Here is a 25,204-nt window from a genome sequence, read left to right on the forward strand (position 1 = left end):
AAAGAAATGACTAAGGACTAAATCCCAATGACTAATTGGAAGCGTCGGTGGCGGCAGGGGCAGGTTGATAGAGTTCCGTGCGGGCGAGCCAGGACTCGATGGAGTCGAAGGGGATCACGCGCGGCAGGCTGGGCAGGATCTCGATGAGCATCTCGCCGAGCTGGGTGAGGCCGTCCGGCTTGTGGGTGCGGACCAGGCGGTGGCGCTTCAAGCGCGCGAGGAGCTGGTCGAGGTGCGTCTTTTCCGGTGGCTCGATGTTCTCGAAGGTGGTGCGGAAACGGTTCCACAAATCGTCCACGGTGATCACCACCGATTGCGCGGCCTGGGTGGTGCGGTGGTCGTCCCACGCGCGCCACATTACCAGCAGCATCAGCGTCTCGTCCTTGGTGAACTGGCCCAGCAGCATGCACGTCTCCGGACGCGGGCGCGCCTGGAGCAGCAGGAAATCCTCGTCGATCACCAGTTCCAGCCCGAGCGGCGCGAGGTAGTCCGAGAGGTGGCCGCGGTAGTGGTCGCGCGCCAGCAGGAACAGGTCGCGTCCTCCGCCCTCGCTGCCGAGCAGGGTGCCGCGGCCCAGCAACTCGGCCAGGATTTCGCGCAGCGGCTGGCGGTCGGTCTCGGGCACGTCCGGCCAGAAACGCGGCCAGTTGGAATCGGAATCGTTCATGCGTGGCGGGTGATGGCGAAGCGCTCCATGCGCCAGCCGGCTTGTTCGTCGTGAGGAATGCTTTCCGGCTCCATGCCGGCTTGGCGGCGGGTGCCGTCCACCTTCCAGCGCACCGTCCGGCCATCGGCCGTGGTCGCGTGGTCGTAGGCCGCGGTCGCCAGCAGATCGAGCATCTCGTCCACCGAGGAGGCGGCGAACGACGAGGTGCAGGCCGAGCCCGCCACCTGGTCCATCAGGCGGGCCACCAGCCGTGCGGCGCGCTGCGGCGTGAGCGCCAGCCGTTGGCGTTCGCGCAGCGCGGCCAGCGTGTCGTCCTCGTCGTGCTCGCGATCGGCGGACTGGGAGAAGGTGAGGTCCGCGGGTGACTTCACCCGGCGCGTCCGTGCCAGCGATTCGACCCCGTAGAAACAGCGCATCTCCGGCACCAGCGGCTGGAAATCCGGCGCCGTGTCCCGCATCGCGCCGACCCGGCTGCCGGCGTGCATCGCGTTGAGCGCGTCGCAGTAGGCCTTGATGATTTCGGGCCGGCGTCCGCGCAGCTCGGTCTGGTAGCGGTAGCGCTGTTGGGAAAGCTGGTTGAAGCTCGCCATGCGCGCGTCGATCGCGTCCGCCACCAGCCGGATCGCGGCCAGGCGGCGCTCCAGATCGCGCAAGGATCGCTCGCCGCGCGCGTAGGCCTCGTCGTTCGGCCAGCCGTAGTGGTTCGCCAGCCCCTCGGCGAGTCGTTCCTTCACCAGCGGCTGGTCGCGGCAGTCCGCCACCTTCGTGCGCGCCATCTGGAGCCGCGGCAGCAGGCCGTTTCTACGAAGCGCATCGTAGCAGACCATGTGCTGGCCGGAGCCGAACTCCGCGTAGAGCAGCCGCAGCGTTTCCGCGGGCGATTCGCTGGCGCGCTGGCGCTGGTCGAACATCGAGATCAGCTTTTCCACCCCGTGGAGCTGGATCACCGCGTTCTCCAGGCGGGCGTTCAGGTCGGTGACGGTGGCTCGCAGCTCGTCCGGCTCCCGGAACCGCGGGTCGAGCACCTCGGAGTTCTCCAGGGTCTCGCACACCCCGCGCACCGTGTCGGCGAAGGTTGTCAGCTCCGCGATCTCGTCCTCCGCCAGTTCGCGCAGCAGACGGAGCAGGGGACGCAGCCCGGGCGACACCAGCGCCCAGCGCTCGTGCAGGCCGAGCTGCTGGTCCTCGATCCAGCGGGCGTCGCACAGCCGGTTGAAAATCTGTCCCGCGCGCTGGCGGGCATCGCGCAGCAGCGCCCCCTCGTCCTCATCGAGAAGGATGCCCGGGTGGGCCGCCAGCGTCTCGCGGATCACCGCGATCGCGTCCGCCTGCGGAATCCGCCCGGAGTCCCCGGCGGTGTCCGCGATCCGGTCCGCGCAGTCGATGTAAAGTGCCGCCGAGGCCCGCGACAGCGGACGGAAAAAATCCCGCGAAACCGAGTCGAGGAGGCGGTGGCTGAGGGAATCGCGGGTCATGCAGGGGCGGCTGGGAGGCGCAGTCTACCCCGCGCCGCCGCCCTGCCAAGCCCGGGACGAAATCCCTTTATTCTGCGTGGCTTTTATAGTGCTCCGCCAGCAGATCCCGGCCGAAATCGCCTTTGAAATCGCGCCACGTGGTGTGCATGTGGTTGGCGTTGTTCTGGACGTTGGCCGTCTCGATCAGGAAGGTCGGCCCCTGGATCCGGTAATAAAACGCCTCGCCGGGTTTCAGGCCACCCGCCCAGCCGAAGCGGACCTTGTCCAGCCCCGCGTCGCGGATCTCCTTCCATTCGGCCGCGGCGATCTCCGGGCGGTAGCGGTCGATGTATTCGCCCAGCAATTGCTGGAGAACGAGTTCCTGCGCCTCGGTCATGTCGGACGCCAGCACGCCGACCGGGTCGAGCTGCTTCACCTCGCGCTCGGCGGCGGTGAGGATCTCGGCCGGGGCCTTGTCGTTGAACACCACCGGCTTCCCGGCTTCCGCCAGCGCCGCGGCCAATTGGCGGCCCTTGTCCTCCTCCCCGGCCAGCGCGCGGGTGCCCTTCTTCGGGCCCTCCACCCGGACCTCGCCCGGATTCGAGCCCATGAAGGTCGGGGTGATCGCGGCCTTGCCGTCCGCCAGGCTCATGTTGATGGAGACATGGTGGCCTTCGAAGCGCCAGGCCCAGCCCTTCTTGTCGCCCGGGGTGCCGAAAATCGTCACGCAGTAGAGCCCGGCGTCGCGCTTCACCGGGTCGTTCTCGATCCCCGCCAGCACCGCCTCCAGCGACATGATGGTCTCCGCCTTGGCCATGCCCTTGTCGCTGAGCGCCGAGTGCAGCAACTCTAGAGCGGCTTTCTTCTGCGCCTCATCGAGGTCCTTGAAAGGGATGCCGTTGCGCGGCTTCGGGATGAAATGCCAGTTCAGCCGCTCGTCCGACTCCATCGGATAGGTCGCCTTCTTGGTTTGCTCCGGATTCAACAGGGCAAGGAAGGCCTTGGCGGCCTTCTCCATCCCCGGCTCGGCCGAGGCTTGGGCGGTTTCGGCTGGCTTGGCGGGAGCCGCCGCCGGTTCGGCGTGCGCGGAAACGGCCAGGGCCGCCACGCAAAGGACGGGAAGAAGGGTTTTCGACGGGAGGTTCATGGCAATGGAGTGCAATCGACCTCTATAGACGCGACCCACCGGCCGTTTCTAGCGGGAAGATTGGAAATGTCCTATGGGTCCTATTCCATTTTCCGCCCCAGCCCTGACTCTAACAAAAACGCCCGGCGGGTCGGCCGGGCGTTCTCAAAATCAGGGGCAGACAGTGCCGATCACACCGTCTTCTTGAACCGCTCGTTCACCTTCGACCAGTTCACCACGTTCCACCACGCGTTGATGTAGTCCGGGCGGCGGTTCTGGTAGTGCAGGTAGTAGGCGTGTTCCCACACGTCCAGACCCAGGATCGGCGTGCCTTGGTCGGAGGCCGGGACGATGCCCTTCATGTGCGGGTTGTCCTGGTTCGGGGTGCTCACCACCTTGAGCTTGTCGTCCGCGGTGACGATCAGCCACGCCCAGCCGGAGCCGAAGCGCTTGGTGGCCGCCTCGTTGAACGCGGTCTTGAAGGCGTCGAAGGAGCCGAAATGCTTGTCGATCGCCTTCGCCAGTTCGTCGGACGGCTTGCCGGACTTGTCGGCGGGCGCGAGCGTTTCCCAGAAAAACGAGTGATTCCAGTGGCCGCCGCCGTTGTTGCGCAGCGTGGTGCGCAGCGCCTCGTCGTTGAGGCTCGGCAGCGTCCGAAGCGTGTCGATCAGCGGTTCGGCCTTCAGCTCCTCGTTCTTGGCGAGGGCCTCGTTGACCTTCGCGATGTAGGCCGCGTGGTGCTTGTCGTGGTGGATCTCCATCGTCAGCGCGTCGATGTGCGGCTCCAGCGCGTCCTTGGGGTAGGGGAGATCGGGCAGAACGATGACCTCGGCGGCGGAGCTGAGCCCGGGAACCAGGGCGGTGGACGCGGCGGCGAGCGCGCCGAGTTTGACGAAAGTGCGGCGATTGAGTTCCGGAGTCATGGTCAGGCAGGCTAGCGCGCCTTCCCGGGCGCGCAAATGGAATCCATTCTCGGCAAGCGCCCTCCTGCCGGTTAGACCGCCCGCATGCTCTGGCGCCTGCGCGACCGCGAAATCCACTTCCCCCGCCGACCGCTGGTGATGGGGATCGTGAACATCAACGACGACTCGTTCTGCGCCGATGGCACCCTCGATCCCGCCGCCGCCCTGGAGATCGCCCGCCAGCAGCTCGCTGAGGGCGCGGACATCATCGACGCCGGGGCCGAAAGCGCCCGCACCAACCGCGCCGCCATCTCCGTCGACGAGGAAATCGCCCGCCTCCGCTCCTTCCTCGCCGGCTGGCCGGACCTCGTCGCCCGCAGCCAGCCGCGCGATTCCATCCAGCTTTGGCCGCCCGTCCTGTCCATCAACACCTGGCGGCCCGAGGTCGTCGCCGCCATCGTCACCGATCCCGCCGTCGCCCTCGTCAATGACATGGGCGGCCTCCCGGACGACCGCAATGCCCGCCTCTGCGCCGCCGCCGGGGTGGCCCTCCTCGTCATGCACAGCGTCGGCGAGCCGAAGGTTCCCCATTTCCACCAGCAGTGGGACGACGTCATGGGCTCGCTGGCCGCCTTCTTCGTCGAAAAGATCGCCCTCTGCGAGGCCGCGGGCCTTTCCCGCGAACGACTCATCCTCGATCCCGGCATCGACTTCGCCAAACAGAAGGATGACAACCTCATGATCTATCAGCAGTTGGATCAACTCCAGCGCTTCGGCTGCCCCGTTCTCGTCCCCGTTTCCCGGAAAACCGTCATCGGCGAAACTCTCGGCATCCCCGAGCCCGCCCGCCGCGATGCCGGCACCGTGGCCTGCATTTCCGCCGCCATGCGCCGCGGCGCGCAGGTCTTCCGCGTGCACAACGTCCCCGCCGCCTGGCAGGCCGCCGGCGTGCTATTTGCATTGAAGTAGCAAGGGTTTCGCGACGTTAGACTTACCATTTTGATCTTGCTTTGGATTGCCCGCCGGTGATATGCGCATCAGGCAATGAATTGGCGTTCTCTAACACCGGCGCTCGCCGCCGCGCTTCCCTGTCTCACCCTCATCGGCACCGTCCAGGCCCAGAAGGAGGAGTCCGGTCCGAAGAATCCCCCGATCGACATCAAGAACGCGGTCGACAAGGGCGTGGCCATGCCCACCCCGCTCGACAAGTTCCTCGCCCTCACCCTGCTGGTCAAAACCAAGGACATCGATTGGAACGGCACCTTCAACGCAGTCGCCGTCGACATCGACCCGGACAAGTTCACCGACAAGGAAGTCCTCATCCCCGAGCTCCTCGGCATCCGCATCGCGGACGGCGTGATGGCCATCCAGGCCAAGGACGCCGAAATGCTCGGCAAGGCCGCCTCCGACATCGAGAAGCTCGCCGACAAGCTCGATGAGAAGATCGACCTCGGCCGCGCCAAGCGCGTCCGCACCATGGCCAACGAAGGCAAGTGGATGGACGTCTTCCGCGAGCTCGGCTTCCTCCAGCAGGACATCATGAAGAAGCTCGAGGAAAAGCCGAACGATCCGCGCAGCTCCCTGCTCATGGTCACCGGCTGGATCCAGGGCAGCCGCTACTCCAGCAAGCTCATTTCCGCCCACTACAGCGATGCCAGCTCCAACATCCTGCGCGAGCCGCTGCTCGTCGCCGCCCTCCAGGCGAAGATCGACCGCCTTCCCGCCAATGTGAAGGCCGCCCCGTCCGTCGCCAAGATCGCCGCCGCGCTCCCGCGCATGAAGGAGATCGTCAACGTCGGCATCGACAAGCCCATCGCCAAAAAGAACGTCGACGAGCTCCAGACGCTCGCCACCGACTGCATCAAGAGCGTCCTCGCGAAGTGAGGGCCGCCCGCCTCGATCCTTCCCCGATCAAGAAGACTCCCATGAAAACCAAATCATCGTTGGCAACCCTTGCCTTGGGCCTCGCCGCCCTCATCCTGCCGACCGGCAAGCTGCTTGCCGATCCGGCCTCCGCCGAAGACGACGCCTACCAGATGGCCGTCAAATACACCCAGCGTGGCTACGCCATGGCTCCGACCAACACCAGCGGTGTGGGTGCCGGCGGCACGCTGATCCGGTTCATCGTCCCTGTCAGCCGCGGTCTGGACTACGTCTTCCTCGCCGGCATCGATGATTTCGTCCGCGACATCGACATCTACGTCTACGATGAAGTGGGCAACCTGATCCTCGACGACCGCCGCCCGACGCGCCGCGCCGGTGTCCAGTTCCGCTCCGGCTACAACGGCACCGTCCAGGTCTACCTGCACCTTCGCCAGACCAATGGAATGGGTGCCTACTCCGTGCTCGTCGGCCGCCGCGGCGCCGTCCGTGACAAGAACGAGACCACCAATCCGGATGGCTCGCTCGTCACCGATCCCACCCTCCCGGGCGGTGGCGCTCCCGCCACCACCAAGGAAACCCCGGCCGGCCCGTAAGCCACCGATCCCTCCTTCGTCTTCCGAATTTCCATCCAACCTACTTCGATGAAATACCTCACCATTCTCGCCTCCGCCGTCGTCGCCCCGATGCTCCTGACCTCCTGCCCGGAGCCCCGCCGTGACGTCGTCTACTACGTCCCGGTCCAGCCGAAGAAGACCACCAAGACCACCGTCGTGGTGAAGCCGAAGCGCGAGTCCGCCGAAGGCTTCGAGGCCGTCAGCAAGCCGGGTTCCTACTCGAACTGAAAAACAACTTTCCTTTGCCGGGCCTGCAAAGGCCCGGCATAGTTGTTTTTACCATGACCGCTTCCACCAAGATCGCGGTGCTCGCCACCGCCTGTGCCTGTGTCCTTTCCAGTTGCGATCGCCAGGGCGATCCCGGCCTCAAGGAACGGATTTCACTGCTGGAAGCGGAAGTTTCCCAGCGGGAGGATTCCCTGAAGAACCTCAAGGAGGAGATCACCGCGAAGGAAAAGGAATCCTCCGCGGCTTCCGAATCCGCGGCTCCCGCCGTCATCGATCCCGCCAAGGCCCGCCAGGCCTACCTCGCCGCCGTCGAGTCCATCCAGGCCTCGCTCGGCAAGGCCCTCGGCTCGGACGGCACCGTCCAGGGAGCCTCGATCTCCCCGGTCGTCGGCCCCGATCCGGACTACCCGATCTCCTCGAAGGTTGCCTTCACCATCGTCGCGAAAAACGGCCGCAAGGGCGAAATCGTCGTCCCGCTCGTCGCCAATGCCGCGGGCGAGTGGAAACAGCCCTCCGCCGACTCCATCGCCGCCGATTTCCGCAAGTCCCTCTCGTCCCTGCCCGCCGTCGCCGACAACACCGGCACCACCCCGGCCCCGCAGCCCCAGCCGCGCCCTCAACCGCAGCCGCAGGCCAAGCCCCAGCCCACCGACGTCATGGGCGCGAACCGCACCGTCCAGGTCGGCTGGGACGAACCCACCGCCGCCCCGCAGCCACCGGCCCGTGCGACCAATCCCGCGCCCCAGCCGCAGCCGACGCCGCAACCGCCCGCGTCGAAACCCGCGCCCCAGCAGCCGGTGAAGCCGATGCCCAGCAACCGCGACGTCATCATCGACTTCGACCGCTGACCTCTCTCCCGGCGGCGCTTCCCCGAAGCGCCCCGCCCCTTTCTTCTCCCAAGACCTCCGCGTCCCTCATTTCATGCTCGCACGGCTGATCGTCACCGACCCGAACGGCAACCGCATCGACGCGGAACTCCCCAAGGATCTCGCCACCCTCGGCAATACCCCCGCGGACAAGATCCGCGTCCCGGCCCTGCCGCCCACCCTCGGCTCGCTGCTCGAGTTCGCCTTCCAGCCGTCCCGCTCCACCTGGACCGTCCGCCCGCTGCCGAACACCGGCGCCGTCTGGCTCAATGGCAACGAGCTCCTGCCCTCGCCCGGCGGCATGCCCCTCCAGTCCGGCGATGAAATCCGCGCCGCCGGCATGCCCATCCGTTTCCAGGTCGCGCCCGCCTCGCCCCTCTTCAACGGCCAGCCCGTCACCACCATCCCCATGCCCGCGAAGGGCGAGCTGGTCATCGGCCGCTCCGCCGAGGCCGGGGCCGCCGCCTCGGCCACCCGTGTCGATCTCGATGCCGATGACCACCGCGTCTCCAGCGACCACGTCAAAATCCGCATCGAGGGCAAGGAAGCCGTCATCGAGGACGTCAGCCGCCTCGGCACCACCCTCAATGGCTCCGCCTTCTCAAAGGCCCCCCTCGTCTACGGCGACCGCTTCCAGATCGGCTACTACGTCTTCGAATACGACGGCCGCTCGCTCCGCTGGCTCGACGACGCCTCCTCCGGCACCATCGAGGCCATCGGCCTCGTCCGCCGCGCCGGTGGCCGCACCATCCTGAACAAGGTCTCGATGCACATCCGCCCCGGCGAGTTCGTCGGCATCCTCGGCGGATCCGGGCAGGGGAAATCCACCCTCCTCAATGCCCTCTGCGGCATCGTCCCCGCCTCGGAGGGCGAGGTCCGCATCAGCGGCCAGCCCCTCACCGACCGGAAAAGCATCCGCGACCTCGGCGTCGGCTACGTCCCCCAGGACGACATCGTCCACAAGGAACTCACCGTCGATGACGCCCTCCTCCTCAGCGGCCGCCTGCGCCTGAATCTCCCGCTCGCCGCCATCAAGGCCCGCATCGACCGCATCATCGAGCAGCTCGGCCTCCAGCCCCACCGGCACAAGCGCGTCTACATGCTCTCCGGCGGCCAGCGGAAGCGCGTCAGCATCGGCATCGAGCTCCTCTCGAACCCCTCCGTCCTCTTCCTCGACGAACCCTCCTCCGGCCTCGACCCCGCCACTGAGGAGAACCTGATGTCCCTCCTCCAGCGCCTCGCGCTCACCGGCATCACCATCGTCTGCACCACCCACGTCCTTCAAAAAGCCTACCTCTTCGACCGCCTCCTCTTCATCCAGGACGGCCGCCTCGTCTTCGCCGGGAATAGCGACGAAGCCCGCGCCCACTTCCTCGGCGGCGAAACCTCCCACCCCGGCCAGGTCGAGGCCCCGCTGGAGAAAATCTACGCCATCCTCGCCGATGGCGCCCACACCGGCGAGCAGCTCGAGCAGGCCTTCCGCCAATCCCCCTACGCCGCCTCCGTCGCCCCGCGCCAGGACATCGTCGCCCGCCCCGTGAAGCCGGACCAGGCCCGCAAGGTCCCCGCCCTCGTCTCCCTCTACATCCTTCTCAAGCGCCAGTGGAAGGTCCTCATGGCGGACCCGCTCAATCTCGCCTTCCTCCTCGCCCAGGCCGTCGTCATCGCCGTCCTCATCGCCTGGGTCAGCGATGACATCGGCATGCGGATGTTCCTCGCCGTCGTCGCCTCCATGTGGTTCGGCTGCTCGAATGCCGCCCAGCAGATCATCGGCGAGATCATGATCTTCCGCCGCGAGCGCGTCTGCGGCCTCGGCCTCCAGACCTACTACCTCAGCAAGGGCATGTTCCTCTGCGCCCTCACCGGCGTCCAGACCCTCCTCCTCTTCGGCTGCGCCCACCTCCTCGGCCACGTCTGGCACCCCGTCGATTTCAACCGCGCCGAGTTCGACCGCCGCCTCACCGAGCGCGTCACCGCCGTCGCCGGAAAGGAAGACCCCGCCCCCGCCAATGACGAGGACTTCGATGTCGTCGGCGGCGAGGAAGAAGGCGCCGCTGCCAAGAAAACCGCCGCCGCCCGGCCCGCCGGACCCGTCGCCCCCCCGCCGCCCAGCGAGGGCACGAAGGGCCGACTCGCCTGGGTCGCCAAGTCCTTCTACCTCGAGCCCAATATCGTCGAAAGCGGCCCCCGCGACCTCCTCCTCACCAATGGCGAGCGCGCCCGGGGCAAGGACGGGAAGCTCCTCACCTTCTCCGGCATCCCCATCAGCAAGGTCCTCTTCACCACCCTCGGCCTCCGCTTCGGCGGCCTCCTCGCCGCCGGCATGATCGGCGTCGTCCTCGGCCTCACCATCTCCGCCCTCGTCCGCAGCCCCACCCAGGCCGTCATGTGGGTCCCCCTCATCCTCATCCCCCAGATCCTCTTCGGCGGGTTTGTCATTCCCTTCCCGGAAATGAGCCCCTCCGCCCGCGGCTTCTCGCAGATGGTCCCCAGCTTCGCCGCCCAGCGCCTCATCGATGTCTCCCACGTCTTCGGCCGCGCCACCCCCTTCCTCGCCAACCGCACCAAGACCCCCGTCTTCCTCACCCCGGATGGCGCGAAGGAAACTGTCAAGTGGACCGCAACCGGCGGCGAAAAGAAGGACCTGAACCAGGACTACGACAAGATCTCGCCCTTCAACCGCTCCATGCAGAACCTCCTCGTCTACCCGGACATCCGCGGCCAGCACAAGCAGGAGGCCACCCCCGTCGCCGGCACCTTCACCACCATCCTCCGGGACTCCGTGAAGAAGCGGGACGACGTCATGTACCTCAAGGGCACCGTCTTCTCCACCGTCTGGCCCGCCGCCCGCGCCGCCATCACCCTCGCCGCCTGGGCCCTCCTCGGCTACATACTCACCGTCGCCGGCCTCGCCTTCAAGCAGTCCGGGAGCTGATAGTTCGCTGCCGGGGAGGATACTTGGGACGCCTAATGTCGTAGGGCGATGAATTACGCCAATTACTTTTCGAGATCAGGAAACGTCCATCGCAATAATTGCTATACATGAGGATGAATGGCACGGTCGCTAAAAATCACTTATCGGCGTGCCTGAAAGCAGATGATATCCTATGGGTAACAAATTTAAATTTCGAGCTAGCCCGGCTGGGGTTCATTTGTTCGATCGATCAACGGGCTTCAATGTGCTGATTGATGAGATAAGGCCGTCATCTCTCTTTTGGTCGAAAGCCCCTAGGCAAATATCAATCGCTTTAACGAACGCTTGTGATTTGTCGTGCCACTATTGCTATGCGCCAAAGCATTATTCAGTTGCGAATTTCGAATCACTCAAAAAATGGCTAATTGAATTGGATGAGAACGGATGTATGGGAGTCGGGTTTGGTGGTGGGGAACCGACGCTATATCCAAAGCTGCAAGAGTTACTCTCATTCGCTGCGAAAGAAACCCGCATGGCGATCACGATGACCACCCATGGGCATCAATTGTCTGATCGTATCCTTTCGGGCATTGCTGGAAATATCAATTTCGTCCGAGTAAGCATGGATGGTGTTGGTGAGACATACGAATCGATCCGAGGACGTGCATTTTGCGATTTGTTAAAGCGGGTAGAAAAATTAAAACAAATCACGTTGTTTGGAATCAACTATGTCGTGAATTCCCAAACAATGAAAGACCTTCCTAAAGCTGTCGAAATAGCATCTGATATAGGAGCCTCCGAGTTCCTGCTATTACCCGAAGAGCCAGTCAAATTGATGCCCGGCATAGATGAAGGGACAATGAGAATATTGATTGAATGGATTGAAAATTACAAAGGTTCACTCCCGATGTTCATCAGCGAAAGTCGAGCTGGATTCTTGAGCACTTGTGATCCATTGAAATCCGAAACTGCCTTAATGGCCTATGCTCATATAGATGCAGAAGGATGCATAAAAATCAATTCATATGAATCTCAGGGGGTTTTTATTGAAAAAACGGGAATTGTTGACGCGCTTCAAAAACTAAAATTCAATCTTGGGAAATGAAAATATGGAAAGCCTATGGGTCTGAGCATTCGATGAATCTTGTAATGGTTGGCCATTTCAAGAGCGAAAAGGATGCCGAAAAAACCCAAAAAATATTTGAGAATCTTGCTTCCGAATTAGCTGGAAAGGTCGACATTGGGTCGAATAATCAATATTTTGGGAGCGAAATATTGGATATAGTTGTCAAATTGGGATGTGGCATCTTAAGTCCCTCAGAACTGGAACATTTCTTGTATGACGTTGACACCCGAGTCGAAGGTGACCGCATTGTGATTACCACAGACGAAACTGAAGTCGCCGGGTTCTTTAAGGTAATGATTGATAATGGAGCCAAGGTAGAAATATACTCAGCCCATCATTATCCAGGAGAGCCTGAGAGTCAAGATGACAAGTAGAATGCTTTAATGACGACTCAACTGAATTGGCCTAAATTTCGCGAGCTTGCGGGTTCTTCTAGCCGAAATTTTGAAAATCTGTGTCGAGGTCTAATTCGATTGCACTTCGGGAGTTTTGGAGAATTTCGTGCTCTGAGAAATCAACCTGGCGTAGAGTTTCATCTTAAGCTCTCCCGCGATTGTCTAACACTTGGATCACCTCCTCGCTGGTGGGGTTGGCAGAGTAAAGTTCACGATTTGACGGTCGCTGGGCATATGCGAGCTGCGAGCAAGACAGATATCCAAGAATCGTTGAAGACGACTGAAAAGCATCTGCCATATTTGACCGACTGGGTGCTATGGACCCCTTATAGCCTTAGCAAGGAAGATCAGGAATGGTTTAGAGCTTTGGATACAAAAATGGAATTGCATCTCTGGTCGGAAGAAGAGGTGGATACCTATTTGAGTGGTCCTGGAATTGTCCTGAGAAATACATATTTTGGCGAGCTGATTGCAACCCATGAAGAATTAGAGATACGCCATCGACAATCCATTCAGCCGATAAAAGAAAGATGGTTTTCGCCAGTTAATCAAATAACAGAAACAGAAAGAAGCCTTCGCCGTATGCTGGGCGAGGCCGGATCGTGGGAACGGTTGATAGAGGTAGGCGAGCGATTACAAAATGCAGCCGAAAGAATCACTAAGTTTGTTGCATCCGCCGAATCGTTTCCAGAGGAAACCGTAGGAGATTTTTTGCAGTCGTGCGAGATGTTTGGCGAAGTTCTGCTTCAGTTCCACGAGCTTTTGTCAGATGGGGACCTTGAAATTATACAGCAACAGCTTCGTGATCGACAACTGCTTCTCAATGATGTAGTCAAATCGACTCCCCGCCGCCTACGGAATTTAAGAGCTTCCATTGCGCCCTATGCCGCAAATGCACTGCATGATATGCGGATTGCCCAAGTTCTTCTCGATGAGGTTCAAGATTTTCTGTCGGTAGGGCTTGTTGCCGTAATGGCGGAGGCGGGTGGGGGAAAGACCCAATTGGCGGCTGAAATTACATCGTCTAACACGAGGCCTGCTGGCATTCTTCTTCATGGGCGTAGTCTTCATCGCGGCCAAGATCTCAATGATCTAGCGAGAAACTATACGCTCAACGGTAGTCAGATTGATGGATTCGAACGAATGCTGGCAGCCCTTGACGCCGCCGCCAAGCGATCCCGTTGCCGTCTACCGATTGTCATCGATGGCTTGAACGAAGCTGAAAATCCCAAAGATTGGAAAGCTCCTCTTGCATCATTGAATGAGACCTTGAAAGCGTATCCCAATGTCATCGTGATTTGCACACTTCGAACAGGGGAGCGTAATCGAGATGATGCAATGTGGGACAATCGCCCACGGGCGAATGATCGAGAATCGTTCGCAGTTATGGCTCTACCTAATGAAATACGGCGAATAGAGAGTAATGGATTTGGTTCCGATACGGGAGAAGCGGTCAAAAAGTATTTCGAATACTTTAAGATTGAAGCTACAGACATCGAGATCCCAATTGAATTTCTCCAGCATCCACTTACACTCAGGATTTTTTGCCAAGTCACAAACCCCAATCGTGAATCGATTGTCGTAGTCGACTATTTCCCGGCGTCCCTTACTCCTCTGTTTGAGAAATACCTCGAAAACTCAGCCTTACGTATCGCCGAGTTGCCGAATCTCTTTCATCCATACACTACGCATGATGTGCGGGCAGCTCTGCATATATTTGGCGGAATGCTTTGGCGGCGAAAGACGCGGCACATTTCTGAAAAAGAGTTGAGAACAGAAATTGGAGACGCAAGTAGACCTTGGCAAAGCAGTATTGTAAATCTTCTTATACAAGAAGGTATAATTTTTCGTGATCCCGGAGATACTCCATGCGATTATGAAATTATTCCGGCCTACGATGCTTTGGGCGGTTTCGTTATAGCGAAATCGTTGCTTGAATCAAATGCTGGCGACATTTCGTTCAACTGGCTGAATGGGGCTGAGGTTGTTCCCGCGTTCTCAGGGGATGATAGCCACCAATTGGCGTTTGATATTTTTAAAGCGCTTGTGGCTCTTACTCCCATAATGATGAGGGGGTGCCAATTATGGCGGGTTGCCCCAGAAAACTTCAAATATGCAGCTCTTAGATTAACGACCGAACTTGATTCAGAATATTTGGATGACGAGACAATTGGCGCTCTGAAGTCACTATTTGCGTCTCATCTGAAGGAGCGGAATCGTTTCTTTTCGCGTCTGTATGCGACTCGGGCTGCATCAAACCACCCGTTAAATGCAGTGTTTCTAGATGATGTCATTAGGCCCATGACTCCAGTTGCAGAAAGGGACATGTCATGGACCGAATGGGTTCGGCAGACTAGAGGAGAGCGCGTTTCCGATGTTCTTGCTTTGGAAAACAGATGGAAATTACGGATAGTTGATCGGCCTAGGTCCGATGGCCTTCGAATGAAATGGCTCATGTGGCATCTAACGAGCACGGATCGCGAATTAAGGGATATTACGACTCGTGCACTTTATTGGTTTGGGCGAGGTAATCCTTCGGATCTCTTCGCAGAAACTATTAGATCTTTGGAAATAAACGACCCATATGTCCCGGAGCGGATGCTAGCGGCTAGCTATGGAGTGGCTATGGCTCTTTTTGGCGGGGATGACCGAGAAGCACTCGTGTCGAGCGGGTTTCTTGAATTCGCAAGATCGTTATATGAATCGATTTTCGCCTTGGGTGGAATGTTTCAAACGACCCATATTTTGCTTCGTGAGTATGCATTGCGAACTGTCGAACTTGCAGTTGTTTATGAGCCCTGCCTTTTCTCATCTGAAGAAAAAAGCAGGTTTAGTCCGCCGTTTCGGATGGAAAATGCTCCTGGATGGGGTATGAGAAATGAATCCGAGAGAAAAGAAGGGCATTTTCCTCCTTCTCCATTCCAGATGGATTTTGAAAACTATACGTTGGGAAGATTAGTTCCGGATCGCGGGAATTATGATTACGAGCATGAGGGGTATAAGATCACGAGATCTCAAGTTCTTTGGCGTATTGACCAGTTAGGATGGTTTGAGAATGATTTGAATAAAATTGATCTCGAAATAAGCCGAGCCCAAAATTGGTCAAGATCCGACAACGATCCCCGGAAAGTCGATAGATATGGGAAAAAATACTCATGGGTTGCATATTTTGAGATGTCCGGCTTGCTGCACGATAATGGAGTCATCGATAGAACTTATGATCGTGGCAGGACGTCAGATGTAGACATTGATCCGAGTTTTCCGGATAAAGTTTTGAAAGCCGTTTTCTTTGATGCTGATCTATTGGGAGCTCATGAAATGACAACGGCAGATTGGATCTCGGCGGGCGAAAAAATCGACATGGATCCTTACTTGAAAGCGCAAGCAATCGGAGGTCAAGAGGGGCCTTGGATTACACTGGATGGTTTTGTTGTTCAACAAGATGAAGGTCGAGGACGACGGGCATTTTGTTTTGTCAGATCCTTCATGGTGGAGGCGGCAACCTCAAAAGAGTTTTTAGATCATTTGACTCGGCAGAATCTCGAAGGACGGTGGCTTCCGGAGAAACCTTCAGTGATCTATACTTTCGGCGGGGAAATTCCGTGGTGCGCAACTTATCCGGGAAACGAACCAGTCGAATTCTCATTTGTCGAAGAGGAAAAGATCATCAAGGTTCAGAAGACTATGTCTGAATTTTATCTTGATGGTCAAAAAGTGAACTTTTCCCCCCTCGATTTAATGAGGCGGAAAATGTTCGGTTTGGCAAAGCATGCGGATAAGGAAGACGGGCTGTCTCAGGGTGATATTGAAAGAGTTGAAGTGAGGGAGGGCACGATGGAAGTGGAGGAGTTGCAGCAGAAATTCGTGGACTATATTGCAGCTATTCCCGTGTGCGATTTTGGGTGGGAAGGATATCATTCCGTAACCGGTAATGCTGGACACGCAGTTGCGCTCGAAAAGAAAATTGCTAACGATCTCGGGTTGGTTAGCCGCGCTCAAGAATTCGACTTGTTCTCGAAGGATGGCACTCGGGCGACCCTGAATATTTCGGATCATCGGGATGATTACAATAATCATCAATCCTTCTTTTTTCTTAAGGAAGATTTGCTGCGGTCTTATCTTGAAGAACGCGAACTGGTCTTAGTTTGGGCAGTCTGGGGTGAACGTGAGTATTCGGCAAAGCAAGTAGAAGCTTTGTTTCACGGCGCAAATCGTCCAGCGGTGACTCACGGGAACATAAAGCACATTGATTCATATAATAGTGATAGAGGACTAGGTGTTGATTTTTGACCCCAGTTTGCCGCAGGCACAGCGGTAAGCTCTCACCCCGCATTGACGCCCGCCGCTTCCCCCGGCTACGATCCCCACGCTAAGCCTGTGCTCTGGCCCCCGGCTTGCTTCACCCCACGCGCATCATGGTCCAACCCGGCGAGAAATTCGGCAACTACGAGGTCCTTTCCAACCCCACCGGAGCGGCGGACGTCCTCGGCTCCGGCTCGGGCGGCACCACGCTCAAGGTCAAGCACGTCCACCTCGACACCGTCGCCGCGCTGAAGATCCTGCGCCGCCGCGCCCAGGCGGATTCGCGGCAGGGCCAGAGCTTCCTGGCCGAGGCCCGCTCCGCCGCCTCGCTGACCCATCCGCACATCGCCCGCATCCTCGATTTCGGCGAGAACGCCGGGCTGCTCTACTATGTGATGGACCTCTGCGAGGGCGGCAGCCTGGAGGACTTCCGCACCGCCCGCGGCACCCCGCCGCCCGCCGTCGCGCTCGCCTGGTTCCACCAGTCCGCCGCCGCGCTGGCCCACGCCCACACCCAGAACATCCTCCACCGCGACATCAAGCCCTCCAACCTCCTCATCGCCAGGGAAGGGGACGTCGCCTCGCTGAAGCTCATCGACTTCGGCCTCGCCGGAAAAACCGATGCCGATGCCGGAAACGCTGCCAATGACCCGGTCATCGGCACCCCGCTCTTCGCCGCTCCGGAGCAGCTCCGCGGCCAGGCCGAGAAGGCGTCCGATGTGTTCTCGCTCGGCGCGTCGTTCCTGTGGCTGCTCACCGGAACCCACCTCGATACCGGCGATCTCGCGAAGGTCCTCGACCGCCGCCTGGCCGCGCAGACCTACGCGCCGCTGCTGGTGAACCTCCCGCCCGCGTGGCAGGAGGCCATCGGGGCCTTCCTCGCCGTCGACCCCGCCCAGCGCGCCACCGATGGCGCGGCCGCCGTGGCCGTGATCGAGCGCGCCTTCGCCGCCGATTTCCCGCTCCAGCCGGTGCCGTGGACCGCCGTCGGGGGCGGTGGCCCCGCGGCCGAACCCGCCGCCCCGGAGAACCCGGAGGAGGCTTGGGAAGCCGTCGCCTCGTCGGATTGGAAAGCCGTCTGGTCGCCGGTCGATGCACCCGGCGCAGATGGCTGCCGCACCTTGTTCAAGGCCACCTCGTCGAAAGAGGAGGGGACCTGGGACGTCCAGCTCTTCCAGGCCCCGGAGGCCGCCATCGCGGATCTCGTGGTGCCGCAGGGCCACCAGCTTCGGAAACTCGCCGCCGGTCTCGGCCTTGGCCGCGTCGTCCTGCACCGTGGCGAAGGCTGGCTGTCCGTCGCGTGGCCCGCGCTGGCCGGAAAGGACGCGCTCGATTGGCTGCGCCTCGGCGGCGTCCCGCCCGCGGCCGACCTGCTGCCGCGCATCCGCGCCCTCGCCTCCGGCCTCGACCTCGCCGCGCGCGAGGGCCTCGATGCCATGGAGATGCACCCGGCCCTGCTCCACCTGCTGGAGTCCCCGGAGCAGCCGGAGGCCAGCGGCTTCGCCATCGCCGTTTTCCTGCCCTCCGTGGCCGCCGAGAAAAGCTCGCGGGAAACCGCCAGCACCATCAGCGGCTCGGTCAATGCCCCGCTGCCGATCCGCTTCGCGGCCTGCCTTTACCACCTGCTCGGTGGCCGACCGCTCCCGCCCGCTGCCTTCCTGAACAACCGCGCCTACCCCGCGGTGCCGCGCCTCTCCGAGCGCTCGAACCGCTACCTCGGCCAGGTCGTCTCCGGCCTCAATCCCGCCGGGGCCTGCGCCGAGATCGTCGACCGCCTGTCGATGGAGGAGCGCCTCCCCGGCGTCACCGGCGTGGCCTCGGAAACGCTCAGCCGCTCGATGTACTCGCCCTCGGTGAGCATGTCCGCCGGAGCCAGCGTGGCCCGCACCATGGAGACGCTCGCGCGGCCGCCGCAGCTTCCCGCTGCCGGAGCCACCGCCGCGGCCTCGGTTTCCACTCCGCCGCCGGTTTCCTCCACGGCCACCCCGGCCACCGCCGCCGCCGGTCCGGCCAAGCCGAAGCCGGTGAAGCTGATCCTCGCCATCGCCGCCGTGCTGGTGCTCGGCGTCATGGGCGTCGGCGGCACCGCCGTCTGGTACCTCTTCCTGCGGAAGCCCGCGCCCCCGGCCAAGAAGGAGGTCGTCTCGAACACCCCGGTTTCCACCACCCTGACCACGCCCACCAAGGTCGATCTCCCGCCGACCCCGCCGCCGACCGCCAGCGACAACTCGCTGAAGCAGGTGAAGGTCCCCGGCCAGGCCGCCACCTTGGCGGAGGCCGTCGCGAAGTGCGCGCCCGGCGGCACCATCGAGGTCGCGGGCGGCACCTACAAGGAAGCCCTCGCCATCACCAAGCCGCTCACGCTTTCCGCCTCGGAGGGCGCGGTGTTGGAAAACGCCGCCGCCTCGAACAGCCTTGTCGCCATCAAGGGCAAGGTGGAGGTGAAGATCTCCGGGTTGGTGATCCGCGATGCCCGCCGCGAGGCCACCGGCAGCCCGGAATCCTCGCCGCCGCTGGTGCTCGTCGCCGATGGCGGCGTGATCACCCTCGACCGCTGCGTGATCGATGGCGGCATGGGCAGCGGCCTATCGGTCATCAACCGCGCCTCGGTCCGCCTTTCCGGCTGCCGCGTCCTGCGCCACCGCTGGTGCGGCCTCCAGGTCAGCGCCGGGGCCACCGTCGACATCGACCAGGGTTCCGTCATCGAGAACCGCTGCGGCATCATGACCACCGATCCCGGTTCCACCGTGCGCATCGGCTCCGGCTCGATCGTGTCCCGGAACAGCCGCAATGGCATCGAGGTCAACAACGGTGCCGCCGTCCGCCTCACCGGTTGCGAGGTGTCGAACAGCCAGTCCGGCTGCGGCGTGCTCGTCAGCGGCGAGGGTTCCTCGCTGGAGGCCTCCGGCAAGAGCTCGATCTGCGACAACAAGACCAGCGGCGTCGAGGTCGCCGAGTCCGGCACCGTGAAGCTCGAGGACTGCCAGCTCGAGCGCAACCGCGAGCACGGCCTCCACGCCGTGAAATCCGGTGCCATCACCATCACCGGCTCGCGTTTCGAAAACGACCTCACCGGCCTGTTCATCGATGGCGGCACCGCCCAGGTGAAGGTCGATCGCTGCGAGTTCTCGAAGCACGGCGATGGCGGCGTGGTCTTCGCCGGGGTCAAGGCGGACCTCACCAACAGCACCTTCACCGGCAACGCCGTCGCCGCCATCTTCTCCGATGGAGCCAGCGGCAGCGCCAAGGCCAACCGCGTTTCCCCCGGCCCCGTCGACGACGCCATCGTCCTCGAAAACGCCGGCCAAGTCACCCGCGAAGCCAACACCGCGGAGTGAAGTAGTAGCGCAAGTTTCCAACTTGCGGCCAGGGTCCACTCGCCCCGGTCCTCGCACCTCCAGTCCTTCTCGGCATCCGGGCTCCCTCCCGTAGCCGCGTTCGGGAGAACGTGGGTGGGGAAGATCCACGAACATCCCCACGCTTCCGGTTCCCTCGTTGGCCCCACCCAAGGCATCCCTTCTTCCATCTGTGTCAATCCGTGTCCATTTACGGTTGAATTCTCCTCCCCCCGTGACCATCCCGCATCACGAACGGAATTGACAAATCCTCACTCCATCGGACATAACCTACCGGTTTCTAACATATAAAACGATGAACCCGAAGAATCCTCTTGCCCGTCGCACCGTCATGTTGGGCGCCTCCCTCGTGAGCGCCACCTCGCTCCTTCTCACCAGCTGCGCTGACACCCAGGACGGCCGCCTCACGCAGGCCCAGGGCGCCGGCATCGGTGCCCTCGGCGGTGCCGCGCTCGGCGGCCTCATCGGTGCCGCCTCCGGCAATGCCGGCCGCGGTGCCCTCATCGGTGCCGCCCTCGGTGGTGCGGGTGGTTTCGCCTACGGCACCCACGTCGCCAACCAGAAGGCCAAGTACAAGTCCACCGAGGAGTGGCTCGATGCCTGCATCGCCGAAGCCGAGAGCAGCCGCCGCGCCGCCGTCGCCTACAACCGCAAGCTCGATGGCCGCATCGCCTCCCTCCAGGGTGAGGTCCAGCGCGCCAAGGCCAGCGGCAACAAGGGCGAACTCCAGCGCCTGAAGCAGGAAATCAAGCAGGAGCGCATCGAAGCCGAGAAGCAGGTCAAGTCCGTCAACGACGAGGTGAAGGCCCAGAACTCCGCCATCAGCCAGGCCGGCGGCGGTTCCCGCGTCAGCGCCCTCCGCTCGAAGACCAGCAGCGTCAGCGCCGAAGGTGCCGCCACCAAGCAGAAGGTCCAGCGCCTCGCCAGCCTCGAGAACCAGATCGGCGTCTAACCGCCCGTCATCGATCCTTTGGCCTCCCCGGACCCGCTCCGGGGAGGCTTCCCTTTTCAATCCTCTCCCAGCCATCCAATGAAACACACCATCGTCCGCCTCGGCCTGCTCTCCTCGCTGGTCGCTGGCTGTCTCGCCTCCGTGAGCTGCGAAACCACCGGCGATCCGTCCACCGGCGGTATCTTCTGGAGCGAGCGCAAGGCCCAGGCCCGCCTCGACGAGCGCCAGGCCCGCCTCAACCGCATCGAGGCCCGCACCGACGCCGCCCAATCCCGCGCCCGCGCCAAGCAGCGCGAGATCAACCGCCTCAAGAGCGAGAAGGCGGAAGAAGAGAAGCAGTGATCCTGCCCCGAATTTGACCGGCCATGAACGCCAGCCGTGAAACTTTGCTAGGTTGCGCGCTGGTTTGCGGCCTGCTCGCCTCGTGTTCCACCCGGGAAGAGCAGGCCGCCTATGCGCCCGTCACCGGGCGTGCGGGCGGTGCCGCCATCGGCGCGGGCATCGGCTCGATCTCCGGCCACGCCGGCACCGGTGCCGCCCTCGGCCTCCTCGTCGGTGGCCTCGGCGGCGATCTCTACCGCGCCCGAGAATCCTCCACCCGCCTCATCGACCCGGTCGGCACCGTCAAGGCCGCCCCGTCCACCATCCGCGAGGCCAGCCGCGTCCGCGCCACCATGGCCGAACGCCACCAGGTGCTCGCCGGCCGCATCGCCTCCGGTGATCCCAACACCGTTCTCATAGCCCGCGCCGAAGCCGCCCGCCGCGCCGACGAATGCCGCATGTGGCAGCGCCGCATGAAAGACACCGGCCGCGCCCTCGACCTCGCCGCCCAAGGCCGTCTCCCCGGCGCCGGTGGCGACCTCGCCACCCTCGACCGCAACCGCTCCTACGCCGGCGGCCTCGAATACGTCTTCGGCCAGCAAGCCAAAACCTTCGCCTCCCTGAAGTAAGAAGGCCGTCCACCCATCGGGTCCTATGGGTCCTATTCCGCCCGCGGCTCACCCTCACCTCTCCCGCCCCGGCAGGGGCATCAGAAATTAGCCGGTGGTGAAACCACCGGACCCCGCCGCGCAACGGAGATGCGCCCCGGAGGGGCGCGAGAAACGCCCGCTCACCCGTGACATCCTTTCTCTCCATCACTCCCCCAAACCCTCTCTTCCATCTGCGTCCATCCATGGTTGAAATTCTCTTCCTCTTCCGCCTTTCCCTTGGCTTGTCCCCTGCTTGACGCCTAACCTGCCGACGCGATGAAGCCATTCCTCCGCACCCTTCTCGCCGCCCTGCTGCTGCCCGTGCTCCAAGCTGAGCCCGCGGCCAAGGAAACGCCCGTCAACCAGCGCGAGACCGGCGTCCAGCTCTGGGAAGACTTCCAGAAAAACTACGCCGAGTACTCCTTCGCCCCGCTCGCCCCCGCCGATCTCGACCTCCACGCCCGCAAGGCCCTCCTCGGTGCCCTCGGCACCCGCTACCGCGCTTGGGAACCGGACAAGGCCCCGACCCTTCCCGAACTGGCCGACGCCATCTGCAAGAACGACCCGGCCAACACCACCTACGACCTCGTCGAAAAGGCCCTCACCGCCCTCCTGCCCACCATCGACCGCTTCGGCCTCTACGAATCCGGTGCCGAGATGGCCCAGCTCCAGGAAGCCGCCCGCCAGAGCGGCGGGCAGATCGCCATGATCGTCGAGCGCGACGACAGCGGCCGCCTGCTCTGCTTCCCTGAACCCGAGGGCCCCGCCTCCGAGGCCGGCGTGAACTACGGCTCCGAACTGCTGCAGGTCGACGGTGTCTCGATGGAGCGCAAGCGCCTCGCCGCCGTGAAGCTCGCCTTCATCGGCCCCTCGCCCTCCGTCACCGTGAAAATCCGCCAGCCGCAGGGCAAGGAGGAGACCCTCACCATCCAGCGCACCACCCAGGTCTTCCCCTCCGTCAGCGCGAAGAAGGGCCCCACCGGCCTCACCATCCGCATCCGCAAGTTCGACACCGGCTCCGCCGCCCGCTTCAAGGACCTCCTCAAGGAGAATCAACCCGTCACCCGCCTCACCCTCGACCTCCGCGGCAATCCCGGCGGCCTGCGCGATGAGGCAATGCTCGCCGCGTCCCTGTTCACTCCGGAAAAGACCGTCCTCGGCCGCCTCAAGGACGGCCAGGGCGAGCGCGACGTCAGCGATGGCAACGGCGTCTTCTGCGAGCCCCAGAGCATCCAGATCCTCCAGGACCGCCGCTCCGCCTCCGGCGCCGAGTTCCTCGCCGCCAGCCTCCGCGAGAGCCTCCCCGGCAAGGTCAAGATCTACGGCGAGCCCAGTTACGGCAAGAGCCACTCCACCGTGAAACTCCCGCTCTACGGCGGCGGCGTCATGACCGTCAGCGAAAGCCTCATGATGACCGCCAGCGGCAAATCCTGGGACAAGACCGGTCTCCAGCCGGACGTCCTCCAGAAGGCCAAGTAACCATTCCCTGAAAAGGGTCCCTGCGCCGCGGGGTCATGAGCACGTTGACACCCGTCGAACCGCGCACCCGCGGCGCAGGGAATGAAACCATCATGGCAGGCCGCGCGTGGAACACCGCTACGAACGGGCCGCTTCTTTCGAATCGGATCGGGGCGGTGGTCCGGCGCGGCTTTTGGACCGGCACCATCTCTCCCGGCCCGTGTCACCAGTTCAAGCAGCATCCCGAACTTCACATGAAATTCACAGATCCCCGGGATATTGGGTAATCTCCATTTTACCTAACTCCCTCCTCCCGCGCTCATCCCCCCCTGATTTCACCCGATTGCACCCCACCCAACCTCTGCTAGGTTGGAGGACCATGAGCACCTTCATCGCATGGATCCTACTTGGCCTGATCGCCGGCGGCTTGGCCAAGTTCCTGATGCCCGGCGACCAGAAAGGCGGCTGCCTGATGACCACCCTGCTCGGCATCGTCGGTGCCGTCATCGGCGGCTGGCTCGGCCGCTACGCCACCTTCCTGCCCGCCGAACCCATCGGCACCTGGCTGCCGTCGCTCGGTTCGATCATCACCGCCACCGTCGGCGCCCTCGTCCTGCTCTTGATCTTCCGCCTCGTGAGTAAATGAAAAGGCGACTCCCGTGAGGAAGTCGCCTTTCGAAGTGGGATGGGGAGATCGCCTCACCCGATCGTCTCCGCGCCGAAGTAGGGCACGAGGGCGGCCGGGATGCGGATCGTGCCGTCCGGCTGCTGGCATTGCTCCAGCAGCGCCACGTAGAGGCGCGGCAGGGCGGTGCCGGAGCCGTTCAGTGTGTGCGGGAAGCGGTTGCGGCCTTCGCTGTCCTTGAAGCGCAGTTTCATGCGGCGGGCCTGGTATTCCGCGAAGCACGAGCAGCTCGAAACCTCCAGGTACTTGCCCTGGCCGGGGGCCCAGACCTCAATGTCGTAGGTCTTTGCCGAGGAGAACCCGAGATCGCCGGTGCAGAGTTCGATCGTGCGGTAGTGCAGACCCAGCTTCTGGAGGATCGCCTCGGCGTGGCCGGTGAGCTTTTCCAACTCCTCGAAACCGTGGTCCGGGTGCACCACCTGCACCAGCTCCACCTTGTCGAACTGGTGCATGCGGATGATGCCGCGGTTGTCGCGTCCGGCGGAGCCCGCCTCGCGGCGGAAACACGGCGTGTAGGCCACCAGTTTCACCGGAAGCTGGTCCTCGGCCAGGATCGTGTCGCGGTAGAGGTTGGTCACCGGCACCTCGGCGGTCGGGGCCAGGAACAGGTTGTTCCGGCCGTCCTCACCGGCGTCCGTGCCGTACATGTCGTCCTCGAACTTCGGAAGCTGGCCGGTGCCTTCCATGCACTCGCGTTTCACCAGATGCGGGACATTCACTTCCTCGTAGCCATGGCTGGCCTGGGTATCGAGGAGGAAGTTGATCAGCGCGCGCTCCAGCTTCGCGCCCTTGCCGCGGTACACCGCGAAGCCCGAGCCGGCGATGCGGGTGGCGTCGTCGATCGAAACCAGGCCGTGCGCCTCGTAGAGGGCCACGTGGTCCTTCGGCTCGGCGATGTCCGGCTTCTCGCCCCACACGCGCACCACCGGGTTGGCGGCTTCGTCGGAGCCCACCGGACAGGCCTCGTGGGGCAGGTTCGGGATGTTGAGCAGCAGGTCTTCCTGCTTCGCGGCTGCGGCCTCGGATTCGGCGTCGAGGGCGGCGATGCGGTCGTTGATGCCGCGCACCTGGGCCTCGATGGCGGAGGTGTCCTCGCCCTTGCCCTTGAGCATGCCGATCTGCTTGGACGTCGTCTTCCGCTCGGACTGGAGGGCCTGCTTTTCGGTCTCGGCCCGGCGGCGGGATTCGTCGCAGGCGAGGACTTCGTCGATGAGCTTCCAGTGGTCCCCGCCGCGGGGCTTCAGGCGCTCCTGAACGGCGGCGGGGTTTTCGCGGATGACGCGGATATCAAGCATGGCGGGGGA

The 25,204-nt window shown here is 62.5% G+C and carries 20 protein-coding genes; 15 read left to right on the top strand and 5 right to left on the bottom strand.

Annotation, left to right across the window (positions count from 1 at the left end; genetic code table 11):
- Window positions 1-31: 31 nt before the first annotated feature.
- From llg_RS08785 to llg_RS08800, 4 genes are all read right to left on the bottom strand, one after another.
- Window positions 32-667 carry a DUF4194 domain-containing protein gene (locus tag llg_RS08785; RefSeq protein ID WP_338289416.1) on the bottom strand — a complete coding sequence of 212 codons (636 nt, stop codon included), beginning with the start codon at window positions 665-667 and terminating at the stop codon, window positions 32-34.
- Window positions 664-2,142 (bottom strand): Wadjet anti-phage system protein JetA family protein, encoded by a 1,479-nt coding sequence (locus llg_RS08790; protein WP_338289418.1) that lies wholly within the window; start codon window positions 2,140-2,142, stop codon window positions 664-666. The genes llg_RS08785 and llg_RS08790 overlap by 4 nt, the downstream gene beginning before the upstream one ends.
- Before the next feature lie 67 nt (window positions 2,143-2,209).
- Window positions 2,210-3,268: a DUF3500 domain-containing protein gene (locus llg_RS08795; protein WP_338289420.1), complete on the bottom strand. Its 1,059-nt coding sequence runs from the start codon at window positions 3,266-3,268 to the stop codon at window positions 2,210-2,212.
- Window positions 3,269-3,438: 170 nt separating this feature from the next.
- A complete protein-coding gene (locus tag llg_RS08800; protein ID WP_338289421.1) occupies window positions 3,439-4,170 on the bottom strand; it encodes a superoxide dismutase in 732 nt (243 codons plus the stop codon).
- Between the two features lie 84 nt (window positions 4,171-4,254).
- Here llg_RS08800 and folP point away from each other — a divergent pair, with 84 nt between their 5' ends.
- The 15 genes from folP (at window position 4,255) to llg_RS08875 (ending at window position 23,861) form a co-directional block, all read left to right on the top strand.
- On the top strand, window positions 4,255-5,118 hold the full coding sequence (gene folP / locus llg_RS08805) for a dihydropteroate synthase (RefSeq protein ID WP_338289422.1): 864 nt from the start codon (window positions 4,255-4,257) through the stop codon (window positions 5,116-5,118).
- A 75-nt stretch (window positions 5,119-5,193) separates the two neighbouring features.
- A complete protein-coding gene (locus tag llg_RS08810) occupies window positions 5,194-6,033 on the top strand; it encodes a hypothetical protein (RefSeq protein WP_338289425.1) in 840 nt (279 codons plus the stop codon).
- Window positions 6,034-6,074: 41 nt separating this feature from the next.
- Window positions 6,075-6,626, top strand: a complete 552-nt coding sequence (locus llg_RS08815) for a hypothetical protein (RefSeq protein ID WP_338289427.1) — start codon at window positions 6,075-6,077, stop codon at window positions 6,624-6,626.
- Between the two features lie 48 nt (window positions 6,627-6,674).
- Window positions 6,675-6,875: a hypothetical protein gene (locus llg_RS08820; RefSeq protein WP_338289429.1), complete on the top strand. Its 201-nt coding sequence runs from the start codon at window positions 6,675-6,677 to the stop codon at window positions 6,873-6,875.
- A gap of 53 nt (window positions 6,876-6,928) precedes the next feature.
- Complete coding sequence (locus tag llg_RS08825; RefSeq protein ID WP_338289431.1) at window positions 6,929-7,723, top strand: hypothetical protein; 795 nt, start codon at window positions 6,929-6,931, stop codon at window positions 7,721-7,723.
- A 73-nt stretch (window positions 7,724-7,796) separates the two neighbouring features.
- The gene (locus llg_RS08830) at window positions 7,797-10,676 is read left to right on the top strand and encodes an ATP-binding cassette domain-containing protein (RefSeq protein WP_338289432.1); all 2,880 of its coding nucleotides are present in this window, start codon (window positions 7,797-7,799) and stop codon (window positions 10,674-10,676) included.
- 172 nt (window positions 10,677-10,848) lie between these two features.
- Window positions 10,849-11,760 (top strand): radical SAM protein, encoded by a 912-nt coding sequence (locus tag llg_RS08835; RefSeq protein WP_338289434.1) that lies wholly within the window; start codon window positions 10,849-10,851, stop codon window positions 11,758-11,760.
- Complete coding sequence (locus tag llg_RS08840; protein ID WP_338289436.1) at window positions 11,757-12,155, top strand: DUF6375 family protein; 399 nt, start codon at window positions 11,757-11,759, stop codon at window positions 12,153-12,155. Before llg_RS08835 ends, llg_RS08840 begins: the two co-directional genes overlap by 4 nt.
- Window positions 12,156-12,164: 9 nt before the next feature.
- Window positions 12,165-16,466 (top strand): hypothetical protein, encoded by a 4,302-nt coding sequence (locus tag llg_RS08845; protein ID WP_338289438.1) that lies wholly within the window; start codon window positions 12,165-12,167, stop codon window positions 16,464-16,466.
- Window positions 16,467-16,591: 125 nt separating this feature from the next.
- Entirely contained in the window at window positions 16,592-19,816 is a 3,225-nt protein-coding gene (locus tag llg_RS08850) for a right-handed parallel beta-helix repeat-containing protein (protein ID WP_338289440.1), read from the top strand.
- A gap of 349 nt (window positions 19,817-20,165) precedes the next feature.
- Entirely contained in the window at window positions 20,166-20,786 is a 621-nt protein-coding gene (locus llg_RS08855) for a glycine zipper domain-containing protein (RefSeq protein ID WP_338289442.1), read from the top strand.
- Window positions 20,787-20,864: 78 nt separating this feature from the next.
- A complete protein-coding gene (locus llg_RS08860; protein ID WP_338289444.1) occupies window positions 20,865-21,128 on the top strand; it encodes a hypothetical protein in 264 nt (87 codons plus the stop codon).
- Window positions 21,129-21,151: 23 nt separating this feature from the next.
- Window positions 21,152-21,736, top strand: coding sequence for a hypothetical protein (locus llg_RS08865; RefSeq protein WP_338289446.1), 585 nt, complete (start codon window positions 21,152-21,154; stop codon window positions 21,734-21,736).
- A gap of 297 nt (window positions 21,737-22,033) precedes the next feature.
- Window positions 22,034-23,236, top strand: coding sequence for a S41 family peptidase (locus tag llg_RS08870; protein ID WP_338289448.1), 1,203 nt, complete (start codon window positions 22,034-22,036; stop codon window positions 23,234-23,236).
- 358 nt (window positions 23,237-23,594) lie between these two features.
- The gene (locus llg_RS08875) at window positions 23,595-23,861 is read left to right on the top strand and encodes a GlsB/YeaQ/YmgE family stress response membrane protein (RefSeq protein ID WP_338289450.1); all 267 of its coding nucleotides are present in this window, start codon (window positions 23,595-23,597) and stop codon (window positions 23,859-23,861) included.
- Window positions 23,862-23,914: 53 nt separating this feature from the next.
- Here llg_RS08875 and serS read toward each other — a convergent pair whose 3' ends face one another.
- A complete protein-coding gene (gene serS, locus llg_RS08880) occupies window positions 23,915-25,195 on the bottom strand; it encodes a serine--tRNA ligase (RefSeq protein ID WP_338289452.1) in 1,281 nt (426 codons plus the stop codon).
- Between the last annotated feature and the right edge of the window lie 9 nt (window positions 25,196-25,204).

The organism is Luteolibacter sp. LG18 (genome assembly GCF_036322585.1).
In the GTDB taxonomy this organism is placed as follows: domain Bacteria; phylum Verrucomicrobiota; class Verrucomicrobiia; order Verrucomicrobiales; family Akkermansiaceae; genus Luteolibacter.